This is a genomic window from Nocardiopsis baichengensis YIM 90130, assembly GCF_000341205.1.
GTDB classification, from domain to species: Bacteria; Actinomycetota; Actinomycetes; order Streptosporangiales; family Streptosporangiaceae; genus Nocardiopsis_A; species Nocardiopsis_A halophila.
Genome location: NZ_ANAS01000006.1, coordinates 15,874 through 34,327, shown reverse-complemented (window position 1 = coordinate 34,327; position 18,454 = coordinate 15,874). Strand labels below are relative to the sequence as shown.

The following is an 18,454-nucleotide window of genomic DNA, read 5'->3' as shown; positions in this document are numbered from 1 at the left end:
GGCGGGCCCGAGACCGGGAAGGAGGGCGCCCCATGGCGGTCCTTCTGGTGGTCGCGGGGCTGGTGGTCACCGGCCTCGCCCTGGGGTTCCTGCTCGCCGTCTCCCTCGGCATCCGCAGCCGCGACCGCAAGGGCGGCTACCGCTCCCTGCGCGACGACCCCGAACAAGGCCCCCTGTCGGTATCCGGCCGCCGCGTGGTCGGACTCGCCTTCCGCGACGGGGCCCGGCCGTCGGCGGGGCTGCGCTAGGGCGCCCCCGCGGCCGTACCCCTGCGGCCGCCCCTCAGTGGTCGTAGATGTTCAGGTCGGTACCGGCGCGCAGCTGGTCGGGGGTCATCTCGCCCTCGAAGTACATGAGCTGGTGGCGGTCGGCCGGCATCAGCGTCTTGGTGAACCGGATCGGCTCGCCTCCCGAGTAGGCGAGCCGGTCGTGCACGATCAGCGGGATCCCCGGGCCGATCCCGAACAGCGTGGAGTCCTTCAGCGAGGGCATCTTGGCCCCCACCACGTCCCAGGAGCGGGTCTGGGGGTAGCCCATCTCCGCGAGCAGCGTCCTGGTCCCGCGCTGGATGTCCTCGGGCGTCATCAGCTCGGCGCCCTTGTCGGAGTCCAGGGCCAGGCGGCGCGGGTAGTAGGAGAGCTGGCGCTGCCACAGCCGCCCGGCCAGGTAGCGGTCGCACCGGCGGATCACCACGTACCGGTCCTCCTCGCCGGGGCCCAGCTCCAGCAGGTCGGCCACGGGCGGCCCCGCGGCCTCGACGATGACCCGGAGCCGCTGGTTGGGCTCGATGCCCTGCTCGGTGCGCATCCGCCGGACGTAGGCCGCGTAGCGCTCGTCGTCGGCCTCGCCCTCGGCCGAGCTGGCCAGGTGGGTGGTGGGCCGGTAGCGGCGCACGGTGCTGCCGCTGCCCTGCTTGATGTCGATCCTGCCGCGGTTGGTGAGCTCCTGCATCGCGCGGCGCACGGTGTTGCGGGAGGTGCCGTAGAGCTCCATCAGCCGGTCCTCGGTGGGGAGCGGCGCGCCCGGGGCGTAGCGCCCCTGGTCGATGTCCTCCATGAGGTCCTGGGCGATCTCCAGGTGCCGAGGCTCCATTGCGCGCTCCCGTTCGCCGATTCGTACCAATAATTCTACTCAACGGTCTTGACGCAACGTCGCCGAACACCGATGGTGATAATCATAGGAATGAATCCGATGAAGCTGAACAGGAGAGCGCGGAAAAGTCGATCATTCTCCTCCCGGCCGACTCGGCCCGCATTCCTCCCCCGGGGATCGCCCGGGGTCGCGTGGGCCCCGCGGGGCGCACGCGGTTCGAAAGGAGGACGAAAGATGCCCCTGGTCATCGGGATCCTGCTGCTGGTCCTCGTGGTCTTCTTCAGCACCCTGCTGGGGCTGCTGATCGCCGCCTCCATCGGGATCAAGCGCAACGACCGCGGCCGCTACCGCGCGCTGCGCGACGGAGGCGACAACCGGTCGTTCTCCGGCGCCGGCCGCACCCTGTCCGGGCTCTGCTTCCCCGAGAGCCTGGGCGAGGAGACCGCCTACCGCCGCGCCCGCGAGGACGGGCACGCCGGCGACGGCCGCAGCGACCGGACCGGCGCCCTGCTCTGAAGGGCCGTCGGGCCGCGTGCCGCAGCGGCCGCGGATCGTCCCGGGTACCGGCCTCCCCGCGAGGAGGCGCGTGTCCGGCCCGCGCCGGACACGCACGACCGGGAACGGAGCACCGGATGAACCGGGAACAGAGCACCAGGAAATCGGATTCCCGGATGAAAATCGGACATCGAACGACACCAGGTGGACGGAAAAGACGCGGACACCACCGTTCGGCGAACAGGGCGGACGCGGGAGCGGAAAAGAGCATCACGTCTTGACAACGCACGCGCGGCCCACTGGCACCACCGCCGAGCACCGCTTAACTTCGGCCCCAGCGGACCGAGCACCCGTCCATTCCTCCACCGGGACACGGCCGGAACGGAACGGCGCTCACACCCGCCCCAGGTCGCGGCCGAGATCGCGGCCTTCTTCCCTCTCCACCCATTTCGCACTGTCCTAGACAAGGAACGCGCCGTGAACGGAAACGGCCTGATGCCCGCGCCCTACTCCCCGGAGTGGGTGCTGCTGCCCCAGCCCTACGTGGACGCGGTCGCCGCCGCGCTGACCGGCGGCGGGACCGAGGTGCTCGACCACTGGAACGACCCGATGGACCCCCGCGACGCCACGGTGGTCACCCGCGCCGCCGACGGCGGGCGACTGCGCTTCGTCTGGGACGAGGAGAGCGGCTGGCGCTTCGGACGGATGGACGCCGACGGCTGGGTCGCCCTCGACCGCACCCGCTACCTGCCGCTGGGCCTGCTCCCCGAGCCCGGGGCGGTGGCCCGCGCGGTGCGCGCGGTCATCGCCGGGACCGAGCCGGGCACCGCCGAGCGCCCGGTGCACCGGTCCTTCCGGGACTACGGGGACGGCCTGGACGCCCGCCTGGCCGCCTACCGCGCCCGGGTGTGAGGCCCGCGGCCCCTCCCCGGTGCGGGCGCGCGGGGCGCCGGCGGCGGGAGGGGCCGCAGAAGGGGGCGTCGCGGGCGGCGGCTCAGTCCAGCGCCGCGAGCAGGTCGGCCACCAGGTCGTCGCCGGACTCGATGCCGACCGAGAGCCGCACCAGGTCGCCCGGCACCTCCAGCGGGGAACCGGCCGTCGAGGCGTGCGTCATCCGCGCCGGGTGCTCGATGAGCGACTCCACCCCGCCCAGCGACTCGCCCAGGGTGAACACCTGGGTGCGCTCGCACACCCGCAGCGCGGCCTTCTCCCCGTCGCGCAGCCGGAAGGAGAGCATCCCGCCGAAGGCGCGCATCTGCCGGGCCGCGACCTTGTGCCCGGGGTGCTCGGCCAGGCCCGGGTAGATCACCTCGGACACCCCCGGGTGGTGGCGCAGCGCCTCGGCGACCCGCTCGGCGTTGGCGCAGTGCCGGTCCATGCGCACGCCCAGCGTCTTGGCCCCGCGCAGGGCGAGCCAGGCGTCGAAGGGCCCGGCGACCGCGCCCATGGTGTTCTGGTGGAAGGCCAGGCGCTCGCCCAGCTCCGGGTCGGCGACCACCAGCGCGCCGCCGACCACGTCGGAGTGGCCGCCCAGGTACTTGGTGGTCGAGTGCACCACCACGTCGGCACCCAGGGCCAGCGGCCGCTGCAGGTAGGGCGAGGCGAAGGTGTTGTCCACCACGAACAGCGCGCCGGCGTCGTGCGCGATCCCGGCCAGGGCCTCGATGTCGGTGATGTTGAGCAGCGGGTTGGTCGGCGTCTCGGTCCAGATCGCCACGGTCTCCGGCCGGATCGCGGCCCGCACCGCCTCGGGGTCGGTCTGCGGCACCGCCTCCCAGGCCACCCCCCAGCGCTCCAGCACCTTGGAGAAGAGCCGGAAGGTGCCGCCGTAGGCGTCGCCGGGGATGATCACGTGGTCGCCCGGGCCCGCGACGGTGCGCAGCAGGGTGTCCTCGGCCGCCATGCCCGAGGCGAAGGCCAGGCCCCGCGCGCCGGACTCGAGCGCGGCCAGGCACTCCTCCAGCGCCTTGCGGGTGGGGTTGGCGGTGCGCGAGTACTCGTAGCCGCCGCGCAGCCCGCCCACGCCGTCCTGGGCGTAGGTGCTGGTCTGGTAGATGGGGACGACGACCGCACCGGTCTCGGTGTCGGCCTCCTGACCGGCGTGGATCGCCAGCGTCTCAAACCCGTCGAACGTCATGGGCCCACACTAGTCCGCACGGCCCCGCGCGGCCCTACTCCTCGGCCGGGGCGGTGCCGGAGCAGCCGCGGCGGGCCGGGTGGGCGCCGCTCTGCTCGGCCGGGCGCAGCGGCGGGGTCCAGCCCGCCTCCTCCTCGAAGCGGCGCACCACCTTGCCCGGCACCCCCGCGATCACGCTGTGGTCGGCGTAGGAGCCGGGCCGCACCACGGTGCCGGCCGCCACCACGCAGTTGCGGCCCAGGCGCGCGCCGGGCAGCACCACCGCGTTGGCGCCGATCCAGGTGCCCGAGCCGATCCGCACCGGGGCGTCCTGGGGCCACTGCAGCCCGACCGGGGTGTGCGGGTCGCTGTACACGTGGTTCTGGTCGGTGATGTAGACGTAGGGGCCGGTGAACACGTGGTCGCCGATCTCGACGGAGCAGTGCGCCACCACGTGCGAGCCGCGCCCGATGGTGCAGCCGTCGCCGATCCGCAGCAGCGGTTCGGGCCCCAGCTCCATGCCGGGCAGCATGCCCGCGGTCAGGGTGATGTCGGCGCCGATGAGGGTGTGCGCTCCCAGAGTGATCCAGGGCTCGCCGAAGACGGTGGCGGTGGGGAAGGCGATCGAGGTTCCCGGCCCGTAGGCGGCGAACCGGCGGGCCGCGCGGGTGCCCGCGCGCACGTCGGCGTGGCGGCGGGCCCAGGACCACAGCCCGCGCGCGACCCAGGACATCAGCCGTGCCACCTGCAGCCTCGAATCTACCGACGGGTAATGACGTGGTGCACTGTAATAGGCGCCCGCCGGTCCGGTGCGTGCGGCCCCCGCCCGGCGGGGACCGCGCCGTCCCGCCCCCGGGTCAGCCGGCCATGTGGGCCAGCAGGTCCTGGCGGGTGAGCACCCCGGCCGGCTTGCCGTCGCGCAGCACCACCAGCGCGCCGGCGCCGCGCAGCAGCTCCACGCACCGGCTGACCGGCTCGCCGCCGCCGACCACCGGCAGCGGCGCGCTCATGTGGTCGGCGACCGTGTCCTGCAGGCGCGCCCGCGAGGCGAACAGCGCGTCCAGCACGTCGCGCTCGGCGATGGAGCCGACCACCTCGGCCGCCATGACCGGCGGCTCCTCCTTCATCACCGGGAGCTGGCTCACCCCGTACTCGCGCATGACGTCGACCGCGGTGCCCACCGTCTCGTGCGGGTGGACGTGCACGAACTCGGGCAGCGTGGGCCCCTTCCCGGCGAGCACGTCCCCGGCGGTGGGCTCCTCGGTCTGGGCGGACAGGAAGCCGTAGTCGGCCATCCACTCGTCGTTGAAGATCTTGCCCAGGTACCCGCGGCCGCCGTCGGGCAGCAGCACCACGATCACGTCGTCGGGGGAGGCCGTGGCGGCCACCCGCAGCGCCGCCTCCACCGCCGTGCCGCAGGAGCCGCCCACCAGCAGCGTCTCCTCCTTGGCCAGGCGGCGCGTCATGAGGAAGGAGTCCTTGTCGCTGACCGCGACGACGTCGTCGCAGATCTGCGGGTCGTAGGTCTCGGGCCAGATGTCCTCGCCGACGCCCTCCACCAGGTAGGGCCGGCCGCTGCCGCCGGAGTAGACCGAGCCCTCCGGGTCGGCGCCGATGACCTTGACCCGCCCCTCCGAGACCTCCTTGAGGTAGCGCCCGGCGCCGGTGATGGTGCCGCCGGTGCCGATCCCGGCCACGAAGTGGGTGATGCGCCCCTCGGTCTGCTCCCAGATCTCCGGGCCGGTGGAGCGGTAGTGCGACTCGGGGTTGTTCCGGTTGGCGTACTGGTCCGGCTTCCAGGCCCCCGGGATGGACTCGGCCAGGCGGTCCGAGACCGAGTAGTAGGAATCGGGGTGGTCGGGGGCGACCGTGGTCGGGCACACCACCACCTCGGCGCCGTAGGCCCGCAGGACGGCGAGCTTGTCGTTGCCCACCTTGTCGGGGCAGACGAACACGCAGCGGTACCCGCGCTGGGCGGCGACGATCGCCAGCCCCACCCCGGTGTTGCCGGAGGTCGGCTCGACGATGGTGCCGCCGGGACCGATCAGGCCGTCCTTCTCGGCCTGCTCGATCATCCGGAGCGCGATGCGGTCCTTCACGGATCCGCCGGGGTTGAAGTACTCCACCTTGGCCAGCACGGTCGGCGCCAGGCCTTCGGTCACCTTGTTCAGCCGCAGCAGCGGGGTGTCTCCGACGAGATCGATCAACGACTGGTGCACCCGCATCGGGGCTCCCCTTCTGAACGCCATTGTCCGGGATCGGCGCCCCTGGTGGGGGCCCTCTCCCCTGGTGGCACCGACACTACAAGGGCGCCGCGGTCCCCGCCCGGGTCCGGGACGCGAGGCTACCGGTGCGTACGGCGGGCGCGCGGGGGGCATCCTCATAGCGGACCCAAGGGGGCCGCCGGTAGCGAAGGTGCAGGAGGAGGGGGCCATGCTGCGCGCCGCACGGGCCAGGAGGATCGCGACCGCCACCGCGTTCGGCGGGGGCGGGCTCACCCTTCTCGGGGCGGGCACCATGGCGCTGCTGTACCTGCAGGCGCGCCTGGCCCACCGGGCCATCGGGTTCACCTCGTGGACGCCCCCGGAGGTGGAGGGCGTCTACGGCCGCGGCGCGGGGCCGCCGGTCTCCTTCGCCGTCATGGGCGACTCCACCGCCGCCGGGTTCGCGCTGACCGAGGGGCCGCAGACCCCCGGCGCGCTGCTGGCCGCCGGGATCGCCGAGGTCGCCGGGCGGCCGGTGCGGCTGCGCAGCACCGCCAAGGTCGGCGCCACCTCGGCCGACCTGGTGCGCCAGGCCGGGCTGCTGGAGGGCGAGGTGCCCGACCTGGCGGTGGTGTTCATCGGCGCCAACGACGTCATCCACCGGGTGCGCCCCGCCGACGCCGTGCACCACCTGCAGAGCGTGGTGCGCGCCCTGCACGCCGACGGCACCGCGGTGGTCGTGGCCACCTGCCCCGACCTGGGCAGCGTGCGCCCGATCGGACAGCCCCTGCGGACCGTCGCCCGGCGCGCCTCGCGCCAGCTGGCCGCCGCCCAGACCATCGCGGTGGTGGAGGAGGGCGGGCGCACGGTCTCGCTGACCGACCTGCTCGCCGACGACTTCGTCGCCCGCCCCGACGAGCTCTTCGGGCCGGACCGGTTCCACCCCTCCGCGCGCGGGTACGCCCATGCGGCGATCGCGGTCCTGCCCTCGGCGTGCGCCGCGCTGGGGCTGCTGCCCGAGCTGGAGGTGCCGCTGGACCGGCGCGCCGGCGAAGGCGTCCTGCCGGTGGACCGGGCCGCGGTCGAGGCCGCCGAGGAGGCGGGCACCGAGGTCACCGGCGTGCGGGTGGCCGGGCGCGAGCGCGGCCCGCGAGGCCGGTGGGCGGCCCTGCTGCACCGGGCGGCCCGGGAGCGCCCGCAGGAACAGGAGGGCGGTGGGCCCCCGGAGCAGGGCGGCGGGGCGCAGGACGCCGCGCACTCGCGCGCCTGAGCGCGCCCGCGGGCGCGCACATCCGGCACCCCGGCGCTCGGCGTCCGGCGGCCGACAGGTTAACTTGCTGGTAATAACGGGATCTACCACCGCAGACCCGCAGAACGTACGGACCATCGCGAGAAGGGCCGCGAGCATGCCTGAAGCCGTCATCGTCGCGACCGCGCGCTCCCCCATCGGGCGCGCCTTCAAGGGGTCTCTGAAGGACCTGAGGCCCGACGACATCACCGCACAGATCATCACGGCGGCGCTGGCCAAGGTGCCGCAGCTGGACCCGAAGGACATCGACGACCTGCTGCTGGGCTGCGGTCTGCCCGGCGGCGAGCAGGGCCACAACCTGGCCCGCGTGGTCGCGGTGCAGCTCGGCTGGGACACGGTGCCCGGCGCCACCCTGACCCGGTACTGCTCCTCCAGCCTCCAGACGACCCGGATGGCCTACCACGCCATCAAGGCCGGGGAGGGCGACGTGTTCGTCTCGGCCGGGGTGGAGATGGTCAGCCGGTACGCCAAGGGCAACAGCGACACCCTGCCCGACACCAAGAACCCGCTCTTCGCCGGCGCCGAGGAGCGCACGGCCCGCCGCGCCGAGGGCGGCGCCGACACCTGGAGCGACCCGCGCGAGGACGGGGAGCTGCCGGACGTCTACATCACCATGGGCCAGACCGCCGAGAACGTCGCCCAGATGCGCGGCATCTCCCGGGAGCGCCAGGACGCGTTCGGGGTGCGCTCGCAGAACCGCGCCGAGCAGGCGATCGAGAACGGGTTCTGGTCCCGGGAGATCAGCCCGGTCACGCTGCCCGACGGCTCGGTCGCCGACACCGACGACGGCCCCCGGCCGGGCACGACCTACGAGAAGGTCTCCGAGCTCAAGCCGGTCTTCCGGCCGGACGGCACGGTCACCGCCGGCAACTGCTGCCCGCTCAACGACGGCGCCGCCGCCGTGGTGATCATGAGCGACGCCAAGGCGGCGCAGCTCGGCCTGACCCCGCTGGCGCGGATCGTGTCCACCGGGGTGAGCGCGCTGTCCCCGGAGATCATGGGGCTGGGCCCGGTGGAGGCCTCCCGGCAGGCGCTGGCCCGGGCCAACATGACCATCTCCGACATCGACCTGGTCGAGATCAACGAGGCCTTCGCCGCGCAGGTGCTGCCCTCCGCCGACGACCTGGGCATCGACATCGAGAGCCAGCTCAACGTCAACGGCGGGGCGATCGCCGTGGGCCACCCCTTCGGCATGACCGGCGCGCGCATCACCGGCACGCTGCTCAACGGGCTGAGCTTCCACGACAAGACCTTCGGCCTGGAGACCATGTGCGTGGGCGGCGGCCAGGGCATGGCGGCCGTCTTCGAGCGGCTGAGCTGACCCCGCTCCGAGGATCCGGAGGATTCCGAGGATGCGGAGGAATCGGGGCGTCCCGGGCCATCGGGGCGCCCCGGTGGGCGAAACCGAAGGTAAAACCCGGTCACCGGGGCTTGTCCGAGCCTTCATCCTGATGCAAGGTCGCTGGTAAGTGCCGCTCATCATCGGAGGTGCCACCCATGGCGGTGACCCACTCGCCGGAGATCCACGCCCAGCTGCTCGCCCGCATCCCGTCCGTTACCGGCCGCGAACTCCCCGAGTGGTTCGAGACCCTCGACAAAGGTCCGTCACTGACCCGCTGCTCCGAGCGCAGCGCGTGGCTCGCCGACGAGTACGCGCTCAGTCGCGGGTACGCGCACGCCATCGTGCAGGAGTACATGCGCCGGCACCGGAGCCACCAGCCCATTCCGCGGCAGCGTTCCTGAGGCGTCCCCGGCGCAGGAAAGGCGCCGCTCCCCGTTCGGGGTGCGGCGCCTTTCCCGTGAGGCGGGTGCCCGTGCGGCCGGTGCGGGCCTGAGGGGGCCGCACCGGTGGACCGGTTATTCGGCGAACATCGACTTCAGGATCCAGATCATTCGCAGGATCTCGATGTAGAGCCAGACCAGGGTCACGGTCAGGCCGAAGGCGAGCTGCCAGGAGAACTTCTCCGGCAGGCCCATCTCCAGGGCGTCGTCGACGTTCTTGAACTCGATCGCCAGGACCGCGGCGGCCAGCACGACCGCGACCGCGCTGACGAGCAGGCCCAGCGGGCTGGCGGTGCGCAGGCCCAGGCCGCCGTCGATGAAGAAGCCCAGCAGGAAGTTGGCCAGGATCAGCACGAAGAAGCCGATGGCCGCGGCCGAGACCACCTTGACGAAGGTGTTGGTGACCCGGATGACCTTGAACTTGTACAGGGCCAGCATGGTCCCGGCGACGAAGAGCGTGCCGAAGATCGCCGGCACCGCCAGCGAGCCGGTGGTGGCGTCGGCCACCCCCTGCCTGAAGAGCTGCACCTCGAGGATGTAGCTGAACCCGCCGACGAACAGGCCCTCAAGGGCGGCGTAGGTGAGGATCAGGGCCGGGTTGGTGGAGCCCTTGAACGCGATGACCAGGCCCAGGATCAGGCCGCCGATGGCACCGACGAAGGTGAGGGTCATCGCCAGGCCGGCGCCCGAGTCCCCGCCCATCCAGCCGATGAAGTAGTTGATGACCGCCGTGACGAGGACCATGCCGAGCGTCAGGCCGGTCTTGACGACCACGTCGTCGATGGTCAGCCGTCCCTGGGCGGGCGCCATGGGGGGCTGGCCGTAGGCGCCCGGCTGGGGGTAGCCGTAGGCGTCCTGCCCGTACCCCGGCTGGGGCTGTCCGGGCTGTGCGTAGCCGGGCTGGCCGTAGGGCTGCTGATAGCCGTAGGCCTGTCCGCCGTACCCGCCGCCCTGACCGGACTGCATCGCCCGCTTCAGGACGGGATTGGAACTCCTCATCCGCATGTCTGTGCAAGCCTTTCCAGGGCCGTGGGTCTACTGCCTTCAACGTAACGTGCGGCCTCCTCACCGGGTTCCCCGGCATCCATCACGTCTCGGACTCGTTCGGCTCCATAGGGCCCCGGAGGCGGCGCCCGGGAGGTGTCCCGGCGGCCCCTCGCCTTGACAGGAACGGGGCGCGGCCCCCATGCTCGGCGCCATGACCACAGACCCCCGCCTCCTCCGGACGCTTCGTCCGAGTCGACGCGACCGCGGCGCCCGTCGCCGTGGGGCCGCCGGGGTGATCCTCCTCCGCGGCCGCCTGGGGTCTCCTCCTTTCACCGCCTAGGCCGGCGCTCCGTCGCGCGCTTTTGCGCGCCCACCGCGCCGCCTCGGGCGACCGCCTGGACGACCGGACGTGTTCCGCGTCCCGTTCCGCGCCCGTCGCCCCGCCTCACCCGGTCTGTCGCGCTCGTTCCCTGAGCACTCCCCTATCCCTGCCTCCCTGACGACCCCGTCCTAGCCGCCGTTCCGGCGCGGACCCGCCTGAGCCCTGAGCTTGTCGCGGCCCGCCCTCGCATGCCCCCGGCAGGACGGACCCGCGTTCGGCCACCCGACGACCATCACTCACGGCATTCCCAGTACGACGCTTCGTCGCCCCGCCTCCCGTCCGACCCCGACCCGGTGATCCGTGAGGCGATCCGCGATCGGCGTCCCCCCGAAGCCAGTACCCCCGAAAGAAGAACCGAGAAGAGAGGTACGGACCGTATGACCGTCACCGAGAACCCGACCGCCGCGCTGCGCGAGGCGCGCACCGTCGACGACGCCGTCGTGGAGGGGCCGCGCTCCCTGCGCCGCCTCGCCGACACCCAGGAGTCCGCGCCGTACCGCCTCATCGACGTCCGCCCCCTCGGCCCCGTGATCGGCGCGGAGATCCACGGCGTGGACCTGCGCGAGGAGATCTCCGAGGAGCTGCGCGCCGAGATCCACCGCGCGCTGCTGGAGTTCAAGGTGGTCTTCTTCCGCGACCAGCCGATCACCTCCGAGCGGCAGCAGGAGATCGCCCGCATGTGGGGCGACCTGGAGACCAACCCCTTCATCGACCAGGGCGACGACGCCGTCATTGCGCGCTTCGCCAAGGGGAAGATGCCGCCGAGCTACGAGAACGTCTGGCACACCGACGTGACCTGGCGGCGCGAGCCGGCCCTGGGGGCGATCCTGCGCCTGGTCGAGGTTCCGCCGCAGGGCGGGGACACGATGTGGGCGGACATGGCCGCCGCCTACGACAACCTCCCTGAGGAGGTCAAGGCCCGCATCGACGGGGCCGTCGCCGAGCACGACGTGATCCCGGGCTTCGCGCGCTTCCTGGACCGCGAGCGCCTGCTGGAGTGGCAGGACCGCTTCCCGCCGGTGCACCACCCCGTGGTGCGCACCCACCCCGAGACCGGCCGCAAGACGCTGTTCGTGAACGTCTCCTTCACCACCCGCATCCTGGGCATGGAGCGCGAGGAGAGCGACGCGCTGCTGCGCTACCTCTTCCAGCAGGCGCACGTGCCCGAGTACCAGGTGCGGTTCCGGTGGGAGAAGAACTCGATCGCGTTCTGGGACAACCGCGCCACCCAGCACTACGCGGTCAACGACTACCACCCCCACCCGCGCGTCGCCGAGCGCGTCGCCATCGTGGGCGACCGCCCGTACTGAGGACGACTGAGGAAGCCGACCGGCCCCGGCCCGCACCGTGCGGGCCGGGGTCCGCTTCCTCCGAGGCGATCTCGGGGAAGTCGGCCTTATGAGGGAGCTCTTAAGGCCGACTTCCCCGAGATCGACAACGAAGGGGCTGTCAGGCCGGGGCCAGGGACCCGCGGCGTGCGCGGGGACCCGCCAAGGGCAGGGCCCTGCGGACCGACTCGGCGGAGGCGGCGAGCAGCGGCATCCGGACGGCCGGGCAGGGGATGCGCCCCTGGGCCTGCAGGACGCCCTTGATCACCGTCGGGTTCGGCTCGGCGAAAAGCGCGGCGGACAGCCGGGACAGTTCGGCGCCCAGCCTTCGGGCGGGCCCGCCGGCGCCGCTGCGCCACAGGGAGACCAGTTCGGCGAAGTCGGCGGTGCGCAGGTTGGACGAGGCGGCGATCGCGCCGTGGGCGCCGGCCGCGAGAAGCGGCGAGAGGACGGCGTCGTCGCCGCCGAGCACGGAGAAGCCCTCCGGCGGGTCGGCGAGCAGCTCGACCGCGGCCGCGTCGATCGCGCCGGTCGCGTGCTTGACCCCGACGACCCTGGGGAGGCGGCCGAGAGCGGCGAGCGTCTCGGGGGTGAGGGCCTGCCCGGTCCGGTAGGGGATGTCGTACACGATCAGCGGAAGGCCGCCCTGATCGGACAGCGCGCTGAAGTGCGCCAGCGTGCCCGCCTGGCCGGGCCGGATGTAGGGCGGGGCGGGGACCAGCGCCGCGGCCGCGTCGCCGGCGGCCGCCAGTTCCCGCAGCGTCTCGACGGCGGCCGCGGTGTCATTGGTGCCGACCCCGACGATCAGCGGGGCGCCGTGCTCCCGGCAGGCCGCTGCGCACACGCGCACGACGGTCCGCTTCTCCTCCGCGGTCAGCGTGGCCGCCTCCGCGGTGGTGCCGAGCGCGACGAGCCCGGAGGCGCCGGCCGACAACGCCTCGTCGGCGAGGCGGGCCAGCGCGTCGGGGGCCAGGCGCAGGTCGTCGGTGAACGGGGTCACCAACGGGACGTACAGGCCGGTGAAGATCGGATCGGGCGTCATGGGTCCCAGCCTGCCCCCGCTGACCCTGTAGGTCCATTTCTGATTTCTACCGGAACACCTAAGCTGAACTTATGCTTGATGTTCGCCGCCTCCACCTGCTCCGCGAGCTGGACCGGCGGGGCACGATCACGGCCGTGGCCGAGGCGCTGACCTTCACCGCGTCCGCCGTCTCCCAGCAGCTGAACGCGCTGGAGCGCGAGGCGGGCGTGGCCCTGCTGGAGCGCAGTGGCAGGCGCGTGGTCCTCACCCCCGCGGGCCGGACCCTGGTCGCCCACGCCGACGCCGTGCTGGAGCGCCTGGAGCTGGCCGCCGCCGAGCTCGCCGGCGCCCGGGAGGGCATCGGCGGGTCGCTGCGCATCGGGACCTTCCCCTCCGGCGGGCACACCATCGTCCCCGCCGCCCTGGCCGAGCTGGCCCGGAGGCACCCCGGGCTGGAGCCGATGCTCCAGGAGATCGACTCGGCGCGGGTCTCCGACGCCCTGCGCGCCGGCGACCTCGACGTGGCGCTCGTGCACGACTACGACTTCGTCCCCGCGCCGCCGGACGCCACGGTCGAGGAGGTCTCCCTGCTGGAGGAGCCGATGTACCTGGCCACGGGTGCCGCGGGCGGGGCCGCCGCGGTGGGGGCCTCCGGGGACGGCACCCTGGCGGAGCTGCTCGGCCCCTGCTCCGAGGCCCCGTGGATCACCGCGCGGGACGGCACGACCGGCCACGCGATGGTCGTGCGCGCCTGTCAGGCGGCCGGGTTCCAGCCGAGGATCCGCCACCAGGTCAACGACTTCCGCACGGTGCTGTCCCTGGCCGCCATCGGGCAGGGGGTGGGGTTCGTCCCCGAGACGGCCACCGCCCCGCCCGCCGAGGGCGTGGTGCTGACCGCGCTGCCGCTGTTCCGCCGCTCGAAGGTGGCCTTCCGCGCGGGCGGAGGTGCGCACCCGGCGATCGCCGCGTTCGTGGCCGCCGCGGGGGCGGCGGTGGGCGGACCGCGTTGTTGATCTCGGGGAAGTCGGCCTTGTACCGGCCGGTATAACCCCGACTTACCCGAGATCAACAAGGGAGGAGGGAAGGCGCGCCCGGGTCCGGGTGTCCGCGGGATCGGCCGCGGAGCCGGGCCCGGGGGCGGGCCGCGGCGGGGTCAGCCGCGGGTGATCAGGGAGCGGGCGAAGAACACCATGTTCGCCGGGCGCTCGGCCAGGCGGCGCATGAAGTAGCCGTACCACTCGTCGCCGTAGGGGACGTAGACGCGCATGCGCTTGCCCTCGGCGGCCAGGCGCACCTGCTCGTTGTCGCGGATGCCGTAGAGCATCTGGTGCTCGTACTCGTCCTCCGAGCGGCCCGCGGTGGCCGCGAGCTTCTGGGCGATCGCCACCATGCGCGGGTCGTGCGAGGCCACCATCGGGTAGCCCTCGCCCGCCATGAGGATCTTCAGGCAGCGCACGTAGGCCCGGTCCACCTCGGCCTTGTCCTTGTAGGCGACCGAGGCGGGCTCGTCGTAGGCGCCCTTGCACAGCCGCACCCGCGAGCCCTCCCCGCTCAGGTCGCGGCAGTCGGCCTCGGTGCGGTGCAGGTAGGCCTGGAGCACGGCGCCCACCCAGGGGAAGTCCACCCGCAGCTGGCGCAGGATGGACAGGGTGGAGTCGACCGTCGTGTGGTCCTCCATGTCCAGGGTGACGGTGGTGCCCGCCTCCTGGGCCGCCCGGCAGATCTCGCGGGCGTTGTCCAGCGCGATCTTCTCGCCGTCGGCCGGCAGGAACTGCCCCACGGCCGACAGTTTCACCGACACCTCGGCCCGGCCGGCCAGGCCCGCCTCGCCCAGCGCGGCCAGCAGCCGGGTGTAGGCGTCCACCGTGTCCTGGGCCTGCTCGGCGTCGGTGGTGTCCTCCCCCAGGTGGTCCAGGGTGACGTAGCGGTCCCGGGTGAGCTCGGCGACCTTGGGGAGCGCCTGCTCCTGGGTGGACCCGGCGACGAACCGGTCCACCAGCCCCCGGGTCACGGGGGCGCGCTCGACGAGCCGGCGGCACGCGGTGGAGCGCGCCGCGGCCAGCAGTGGCGTACGAAGCATGGATGACCTCGCATTTCCTTCCCAGGGCGGGTGCGGCCGGGCCCCGAGCGGGGCCCGGCCGCACGCTGCGCCGCGGGACCGACGTGGTGGTGACCGCCCCGGGCGCCGCCCGGGGCCGGGGGGTGAGCCCGGGCCGATCAGCCCTGGTGCGGGTGGGCGGAGGTCTTCGGCGGAACGAAGGTCTCCTTGATGGAGCGCGGGCTGGCCCAGCGCGCCAGGTTCTGCGCGGAGCCGGCCTTGTCGTTGGTCCCGGAGGCGCGGGCGCCGCCGAAGGGCTGCTGGCCCACGACCGAGCCGGTCGGCTTGTCGTTGACGTAGAAGTTGCCGGCGGTGAACCGCAGGGCCTGGTGGGCCTTCTGCACCGCGGCGCGGTCGTCGGCGATGACGGCGCCGGTCAGGGCGTAGTCCGAGCCCTCGTCGACGACCTTGAGGATGCGGTCGTAGTCGCCGTCCTCGTAGACGTGCACCGCCACGAAGGGGCCGAAGTACTCGGTGCGGAAGACGTCGTTGGCCGGGTCGGTGCCCTCGACGATGGTGGGGCGCACGAAGTAGCCCTCGGAGTCGTCGGCGGTGCCGCCGGCCAGGACCGTCAGGGTCGGGTCGGCCTTGACCCGCTCCAGCACGCCGGAGAGGCGGTCGAAGGAGCGGCGGTCGATGACCGCGCCCATGAAGTTGCTCAGGTCGGTGACGTCGCCCATGGACAGGGCCTCGGTCTCGGCGACCAGGTCGTCGCGCATGCGCTCCCAGACCGAGCGGGCGACGAAGGCGCGCGAGGCGGCCGAGCACTTCTGGCCCTGGAACTCGAAGGCGCCGCGGACGATTGCGGTACGGACCGTGTCCGGGTTCGCCGAGGAGTGGGCGACGATGAAGTCCTTGCCGCCGGTCTCGCCGACGATGCGCGGGTAGGACCGGTAGTTGGCGATGTTCTCGCCGACCGAGCGCCACAGGTGCTGGAAGGTGGCGGTGGAGCCGGTGAAGTGGATGCCGGCCAGCTCGGGGTCGGCCAGCGCGACGTCGGAGACGGCCAGGCCGTCGCCGGTGACCATGTTGATGACGCCGGGGGGCATGCCCGCCTCCTCCAGCAGCCGCATGGTCAGGTCCGCGGCGAACTGCTGGGTGGGCGAGGGCTTCCAGACCACGACGTTGCCCATCAGCGCCGGGGCGGTGGGCAGGTTGCCGGCGATGGCGGTGAAGTTGAAGGGCGTGATCGCGTAGACGAAGCCCTCCAGCGGCCGCTGCTCCAGGCGGTTCCACTGGCCGGCCGGGCTGTAGGGCTGCTGCTCCATCAGCTGGCGGGCGTAGGCGACGTTGAACCGCCAGAAGTCGATGAGCTCGCAGGCGGCGTCGATCTCGGCCTGGATCGCGGTCTTGGACTGGCCGAGCATGGTGGCCGCGTTGATCGTCTGGCGCCAGGGGCCGGCGAGAAGGTCGGCGGCGCGCAGGATGATCGCGGCGCGCTCGTCGAAGGGCATGTTCCGCCAGTCCTCGGCGGCGCCCTTGGCGGCGGCGACCGCGGCGCGGGCGTCGTCGTGGGTGGCGTTGCCCATGGTGCCCAGCACGGCGGAGTGGCGGTGCGGCTGGACCGCGTCGATGCGCTGCCCGCCGCCCATCCGGCGCTCCCCGCCGATGGTCATCGGCAGCTCGACCGGCTCCTTGCCCAGCTCGGACAGGCGGGTCTCCAGCTCGGCCCGCTCGGGGCTGCCGGGTGCGTAGGTCAGCACGGGCTCATTGGCCGGCACGGGGACGTTCGTCACCGCATCCATGGGCACCTCCGTCGGGACGGCGTCGTCATCTCCATCGAACCGGTCAAACGTAAGCGAACCAGACATGATCCGGCGTTGTGGGCGCGGCCACTTTTTGTCGCGCGGGCTTGGCCGATACGACAAACTGAAAGGGCCATGGACTTCACCGATCCCGGAACACCCCAGCAGCCCCATATAACACAGAACCCTGACGAAGGGAACGAAACACCTGGTGTGCCGCTCCGTCAGCTCCTGCTAGCGGTCGGCGACCCGCTGGTCGACGTGCTCGCCGCCCCCACCGGGCTGGATGTGCGAGTGGACAATGTCATCATCGCCGATCCCGAAGACGAGGTGGACGCCTTCACCGGCGACCTGGTCCTGCTGATCGGGGCCCGCGGAGCGGCCGCCCGGCAGCTGGTGCGGGCCGCCGCGCGGCGCGGCGCCGCCGGGGTGGCGGTCAAGGTCAACGCCGCCGCCCGGGCCCAGGCCGAGGAGCCCAGCTACCCGCCTCCGCAGGGGTGGGGCGCGCCCGCACCGGCCCGCCCCGCCGCCGACGAGGTGGGCCTGCTGCGCACCGCCGCCCGCGAGGCGGGGGTGGCGCTGCTGGCGGTCCGCCCCGACGTGCGCTGGGACCAGCTGCAGGCGCTGTGCCGCAGCGTGGTCGACGACGCCCGGCTCACCGGCGAGACCGACCTGGGCGAGTCGGCCGGGGACCTGTTCTCGCTGGCCCAGACGCTCGCCACGCTCACCGGCGGGATGGTGGCGATCGAGGACGCCGCCAGCCGGGTGCTGGCCTACTCCAGCGGCGAGGAGGTCGACGAGCTGCGCCGGCTCAGCGTGCTCGGCCGGCAGGGCCCCGAGCAGTACCTGGCGCTGCTGCGCGAGTGGGGGGTCTTCTCCCGGCTGCGGGCCGGCGACGAGGTGGTGCACGTGGCCGAGCACCCCGAGCTGGGCATCCGCCCCCGCATGGCGGTGGGGGTGCACGCCGGGGACCAGCCGCTGGGCACGATCTGGGTGCAGAAGGGCGCCCACCCCTTCGCCGAGGGCGCCGAGGAGGCGCTGCTGGGCGCGGCCCGCATCACCGCGCTGCACATGCTGCGCCACCGCACCGAGGTGACCGCGGGGCTGCGGCTGCGCGAGGACCTGCTGGCCGGGCTGCTGGAGGGTCGGATCGAGGCGGCGGCGCTCTCGGACTCGGTGGAGGTCTCGCCCGAGCGGCCGGCGCTGGTGGCCGCCTTCTCGCTGGGCGCGGGCGGCCGGCGGGAGGAGCGCAACCGGTCCGGCCTGGAGCTGCAGCGCCGCCGGATGGCCGACCTGATCGCCGTGCACACCGCCGCCTACCGCAAGAACGCCCTGGTCACGGTGTTGGGCGGGCGGATCTACGTGCTGGTGCCCGACGTGGGGGCGCGCTCGGCCGAGGCCTCGGTGCTGGCGCTGGCCCGCAAGTCGGTGGAGGCGGCGCGCGGCCTGATCGGCTCGGGCGTGCAGGCGGCGGTGGGATCGACGGTGGACGCGCCCGACGCGGTCCCGCTCTCCCGGCAGGAGGCCGACCGGGTGCTCGACGCCATGTCCCGCGACCTGGAGAGCGACGTGGCCACCATCGGCGACGTGCGGGCACGGGTGCTGGTCAGCGAGACGCTGGCGCACCTGCGCGCCACCCCGGGCCTGCGCGACCCCCGGGTGGAGGCGCTCATCCGGCACGACGCCCAGAGCGACTCGGACCTGGTGCGCTCGCTGCTGGCCTACCTGGAGGCGTTCGGGGACGTGCGGGCCGCCGCCGAGCGGCTGCACATCCACCCCAACACGCTGCGCTACCGGGTGCGCCGGGCCGAGGCCGTCAGCGGGATCGACCTGGGCGACCCCGACCAGCGGCTCTTCACCCACCTGCAGCTCCTGATGGAGCGCGAGCGGTGAGC

The 18,454-nt window shown here is 73.3% G+C and carries 17 protein-coding genes; 9 read left to right on the top strand and 8 right to left on the bottom strand.

What is annotated here, in order from left to right; translation table 11 throughout:
- Window positions 1-32 precede the first annotated feature (32 nt).
- A complete protein-coding gene (locus C892_RS0106370) occupies window positions 33-248 on the top strand; it encodes a hypothetical protein (protein ID WP_017556538.1) in 216 nt (71 codons plus the stop codon).
- Window positions 249-282: 34 nt separating this feature from the next.
- On the opposite strand, the gene C892_RS0106365 is transcribed toward C892_RS0106370, so the two are convergent.
- Window positions 283-1,092 (bottom strand): GntR family transcriptional regulator, encoded by an 810-nt coding sequence (locus C892_RS0106365; RefSeq protein WP_017556537.1) that lies wholly within the window; start codon window positions 1,090-1,092, stop codon window positions 283-285.
- A gap of 234 nt (window positions 1,093-1,326) precedes the next feature.
- Between C892_RS0106365 and C892_RS0106360 the strand changes: the two genes are divergently transcribed.
- Entirely contained in the window at window positions 1,327-1,608 is a 282-nt protein-coding gene (locus C892_RS0106360) for a hypothetical protein (protein ID WP_017542042.1), read from the top strand.
- A gap of 456 nt (window positions 1,609-2,064) precedes the next feature.
- Window positions 2,065-2,499, top strand: a complete 435-nt coding sequence (locus tag C892_RS0106355) for a DUF6292 family protein (protein ID WP_017556536.1) — start codon at window positions 2,065-2,067, stop codon at window positions 2,497-2,499.
- A gap of 82 nt (window positions 2,500-2,581) precedes the next feature.
- Here C892_RS0106355 and C892_RS0106350 read toward each other — a convergent pair whose 3' ends face one another.
- From C892_RS0106350 to C892_RS0106340, 3 genes are all read right to left on the bottom strand, one after another.
- A complete protein-coding gene (locus C892_RS0106350; RefSeq protein ID WP_017556535.1) occupies window positions 2,582-3,724 on the bottom strand; it encodes a cystathionine gamma-synthase in 1,143 nt (380 codons plus the stop codon).
- A gap of 34 nt (window positions 3,725-3,758) precedes the next feature.
- Window positions 3,759-4,436, bottom strand: a complete 678-nt coding sequence (locus tag C892_RS0106345; RefSeq protein WP_017542039.1) for an acyltransferase — start codon at window positions 4,434-4,436, stop codon at window positions 3,759-3,761.
- A 124-nt stretch (window positions 4,437-4,560) separates the two neighbouring features.
- Window positions 4,561-5,928 (bottom strand): cystathionine beta-synthase, encoded by a 1,368-nt coding sequence (locus C892_RS0106340; RefSeq protein WP_017556534.1) that lies wholly within the window; start codon window positions 5,926-5,928, stop codon window positions 4,561-4,563.
- A 208-nt stretch (window positions 5,929-6,136) separates the two neighbouring features.
- On the opposite strand from C892_RS0106340, the gene C892_RS0106335 reads away from it, so the two are divergent.
- The 3 genes from C892_RS0106335 (at window position 6,137) to C892_RS0106325 (ending at window position 8,959) form a co-directional block, all read left to right on the top strand.
- On the top strand, window positions 6,137-7,177 hold the full coding sequence (locus C892_RS0106335) for an SGNH/GDSL hydrolase family protein (protein ID WP_017556533.1): 1,041 nt from the start codon (window positions 6,137-6,139) through the stop codon (window positions 7,175-7,177).
- A gap of 136 nt (window positions 7,178-7,313) precedes the next feature.
- Window positions 7,314-8,537, top strand: coding sequence for an acetyl-CoA C-acetyltransferase (locus C892_RS0106330; protein ID WP_017556532.1), 1,224 nt, complete (start codon window positions 7,314-7,316; stop codon window positions 8,535-8,537).
- Window positions 8,538-8,713: 176 nt separating this feature from the next.
- Window positions 8,714-8,959 (top strand): DUF4287 domain-containing protein, encoded by a 246-nt coding sequence (locus C892_RS0106325; RefSeq protein ID WP_017542035.1) that lies wholly within the window; start codon window positions 8,714-8,716, stop codon window positions 8,957-8,959.
- Between the two features lie 114 nt (window positions 8,960-9,073).
- Here C892_RS0106325 and C892_RS0106320 read toward each other — a convergent pair whose 3' ends face one another.
- Window positions 9,074-10,003, bottom strand: a complete 930-nt coding sequence (locus tag C892_RS0106320; RefSeq protein WP_026124173.1) for a Bax inhibitor-1/YccA family protein — start codon at window positions 10,001-10,003, stop codon at window positions 9,074-9,076.
- Window positions 10,004-10,744: 741 nt separating this feature from the next.
- Here C892_RS0106320 and C892_RS0106315 point away from each other — a divergent pair.
- Complete coding sequence (locus C892_RS0106315; protein ID WP_017556530.1) at window positions 10,745-11,677, top strand: TauD/TfdA dioxygenase family protein; 933 nt, start codon at window positions 10,745-10,747, stop codon at window positions 11,675-11,677.
- 139 nt (window positions 11,678-11,816) lie between these two features.
- Here the strand turns inward: C892_RS0106315 and dapA are convergent, their stop codons facing one another.
- Window positions 11,817-12,737: a 4-hydroxy-tetrahydrodipicolinate synthase gene (gene dapA, locus C892_RS0106310; protein WP_017556529.1), complete on the bottom strand. Its 921-nt coding sequence runs from the start codon at window positions 12,735-12,737 to the stop codon at window positions 11,817-11,819.
- 71 nt (window positions 12,738-12,808) lie between these two features.
- Between dapA and C892_RS0106305 the strand changes: the two genes are divergently transcribed.
- A complete protein-coding gene (locus C892_RS0106305) occupies window positions 12,809-13,729 on the top strand; it encodes a LysR family transcriptional regulator (RefSeq protein ID WP_017556528.1) in 921 nt (306 codons plus the stop codon).
- A 140-nt stretch (window positions 13,730-13,869) separates the two neighbouring features.
- On the opposite strand, the gene C892_RS0106300 is transcribed toward C892_RS0106305, so the two are convergent.
- Both C892_RS0106300 and pruA read right to left on the bottom strand, forming a co-directional pair.
- A complete protein-coding gene (locus tag C892_RS0106300) occupies window positions 13,870-14,796 on the bottom strand; it encodes a proline dehydrogenase family protein (protein WP_017542030.1) in 927 nt (308 codons plus the stop codon).
- 137 nt (window positions 14,797-14,933) lie between these two features.
- Entirely contained in the window at window positions 14,934-16,559 is a 1,626-nt protein-coding gene (gene pruA, locus C892_RS0106295; RefSeq protein WP_017556527.1) for an L-glutamate gamma-semialdehyde dehydrogenase, read from the bottom strand.
- Between the two features lie 213 nt (window positions 16,560-16,772).
- On the opposite strand from pruA, the gene C892_RS0106290 reads away from it, so the two are divergent.
- Complete coding sequence (locus C892_RS0106290) at window positions 16,773-18,452, top strand: PucR family transcriptional regulator (RefSeq protein ID WP_017556526.1); 1,680 nt, start codon at window positions 16,773-16,775, stop codon at window positions 18,450-18,452.
- The last annotated feature ends 2 nt before the right edge of the window (window positions 18,453-18,454 follow it).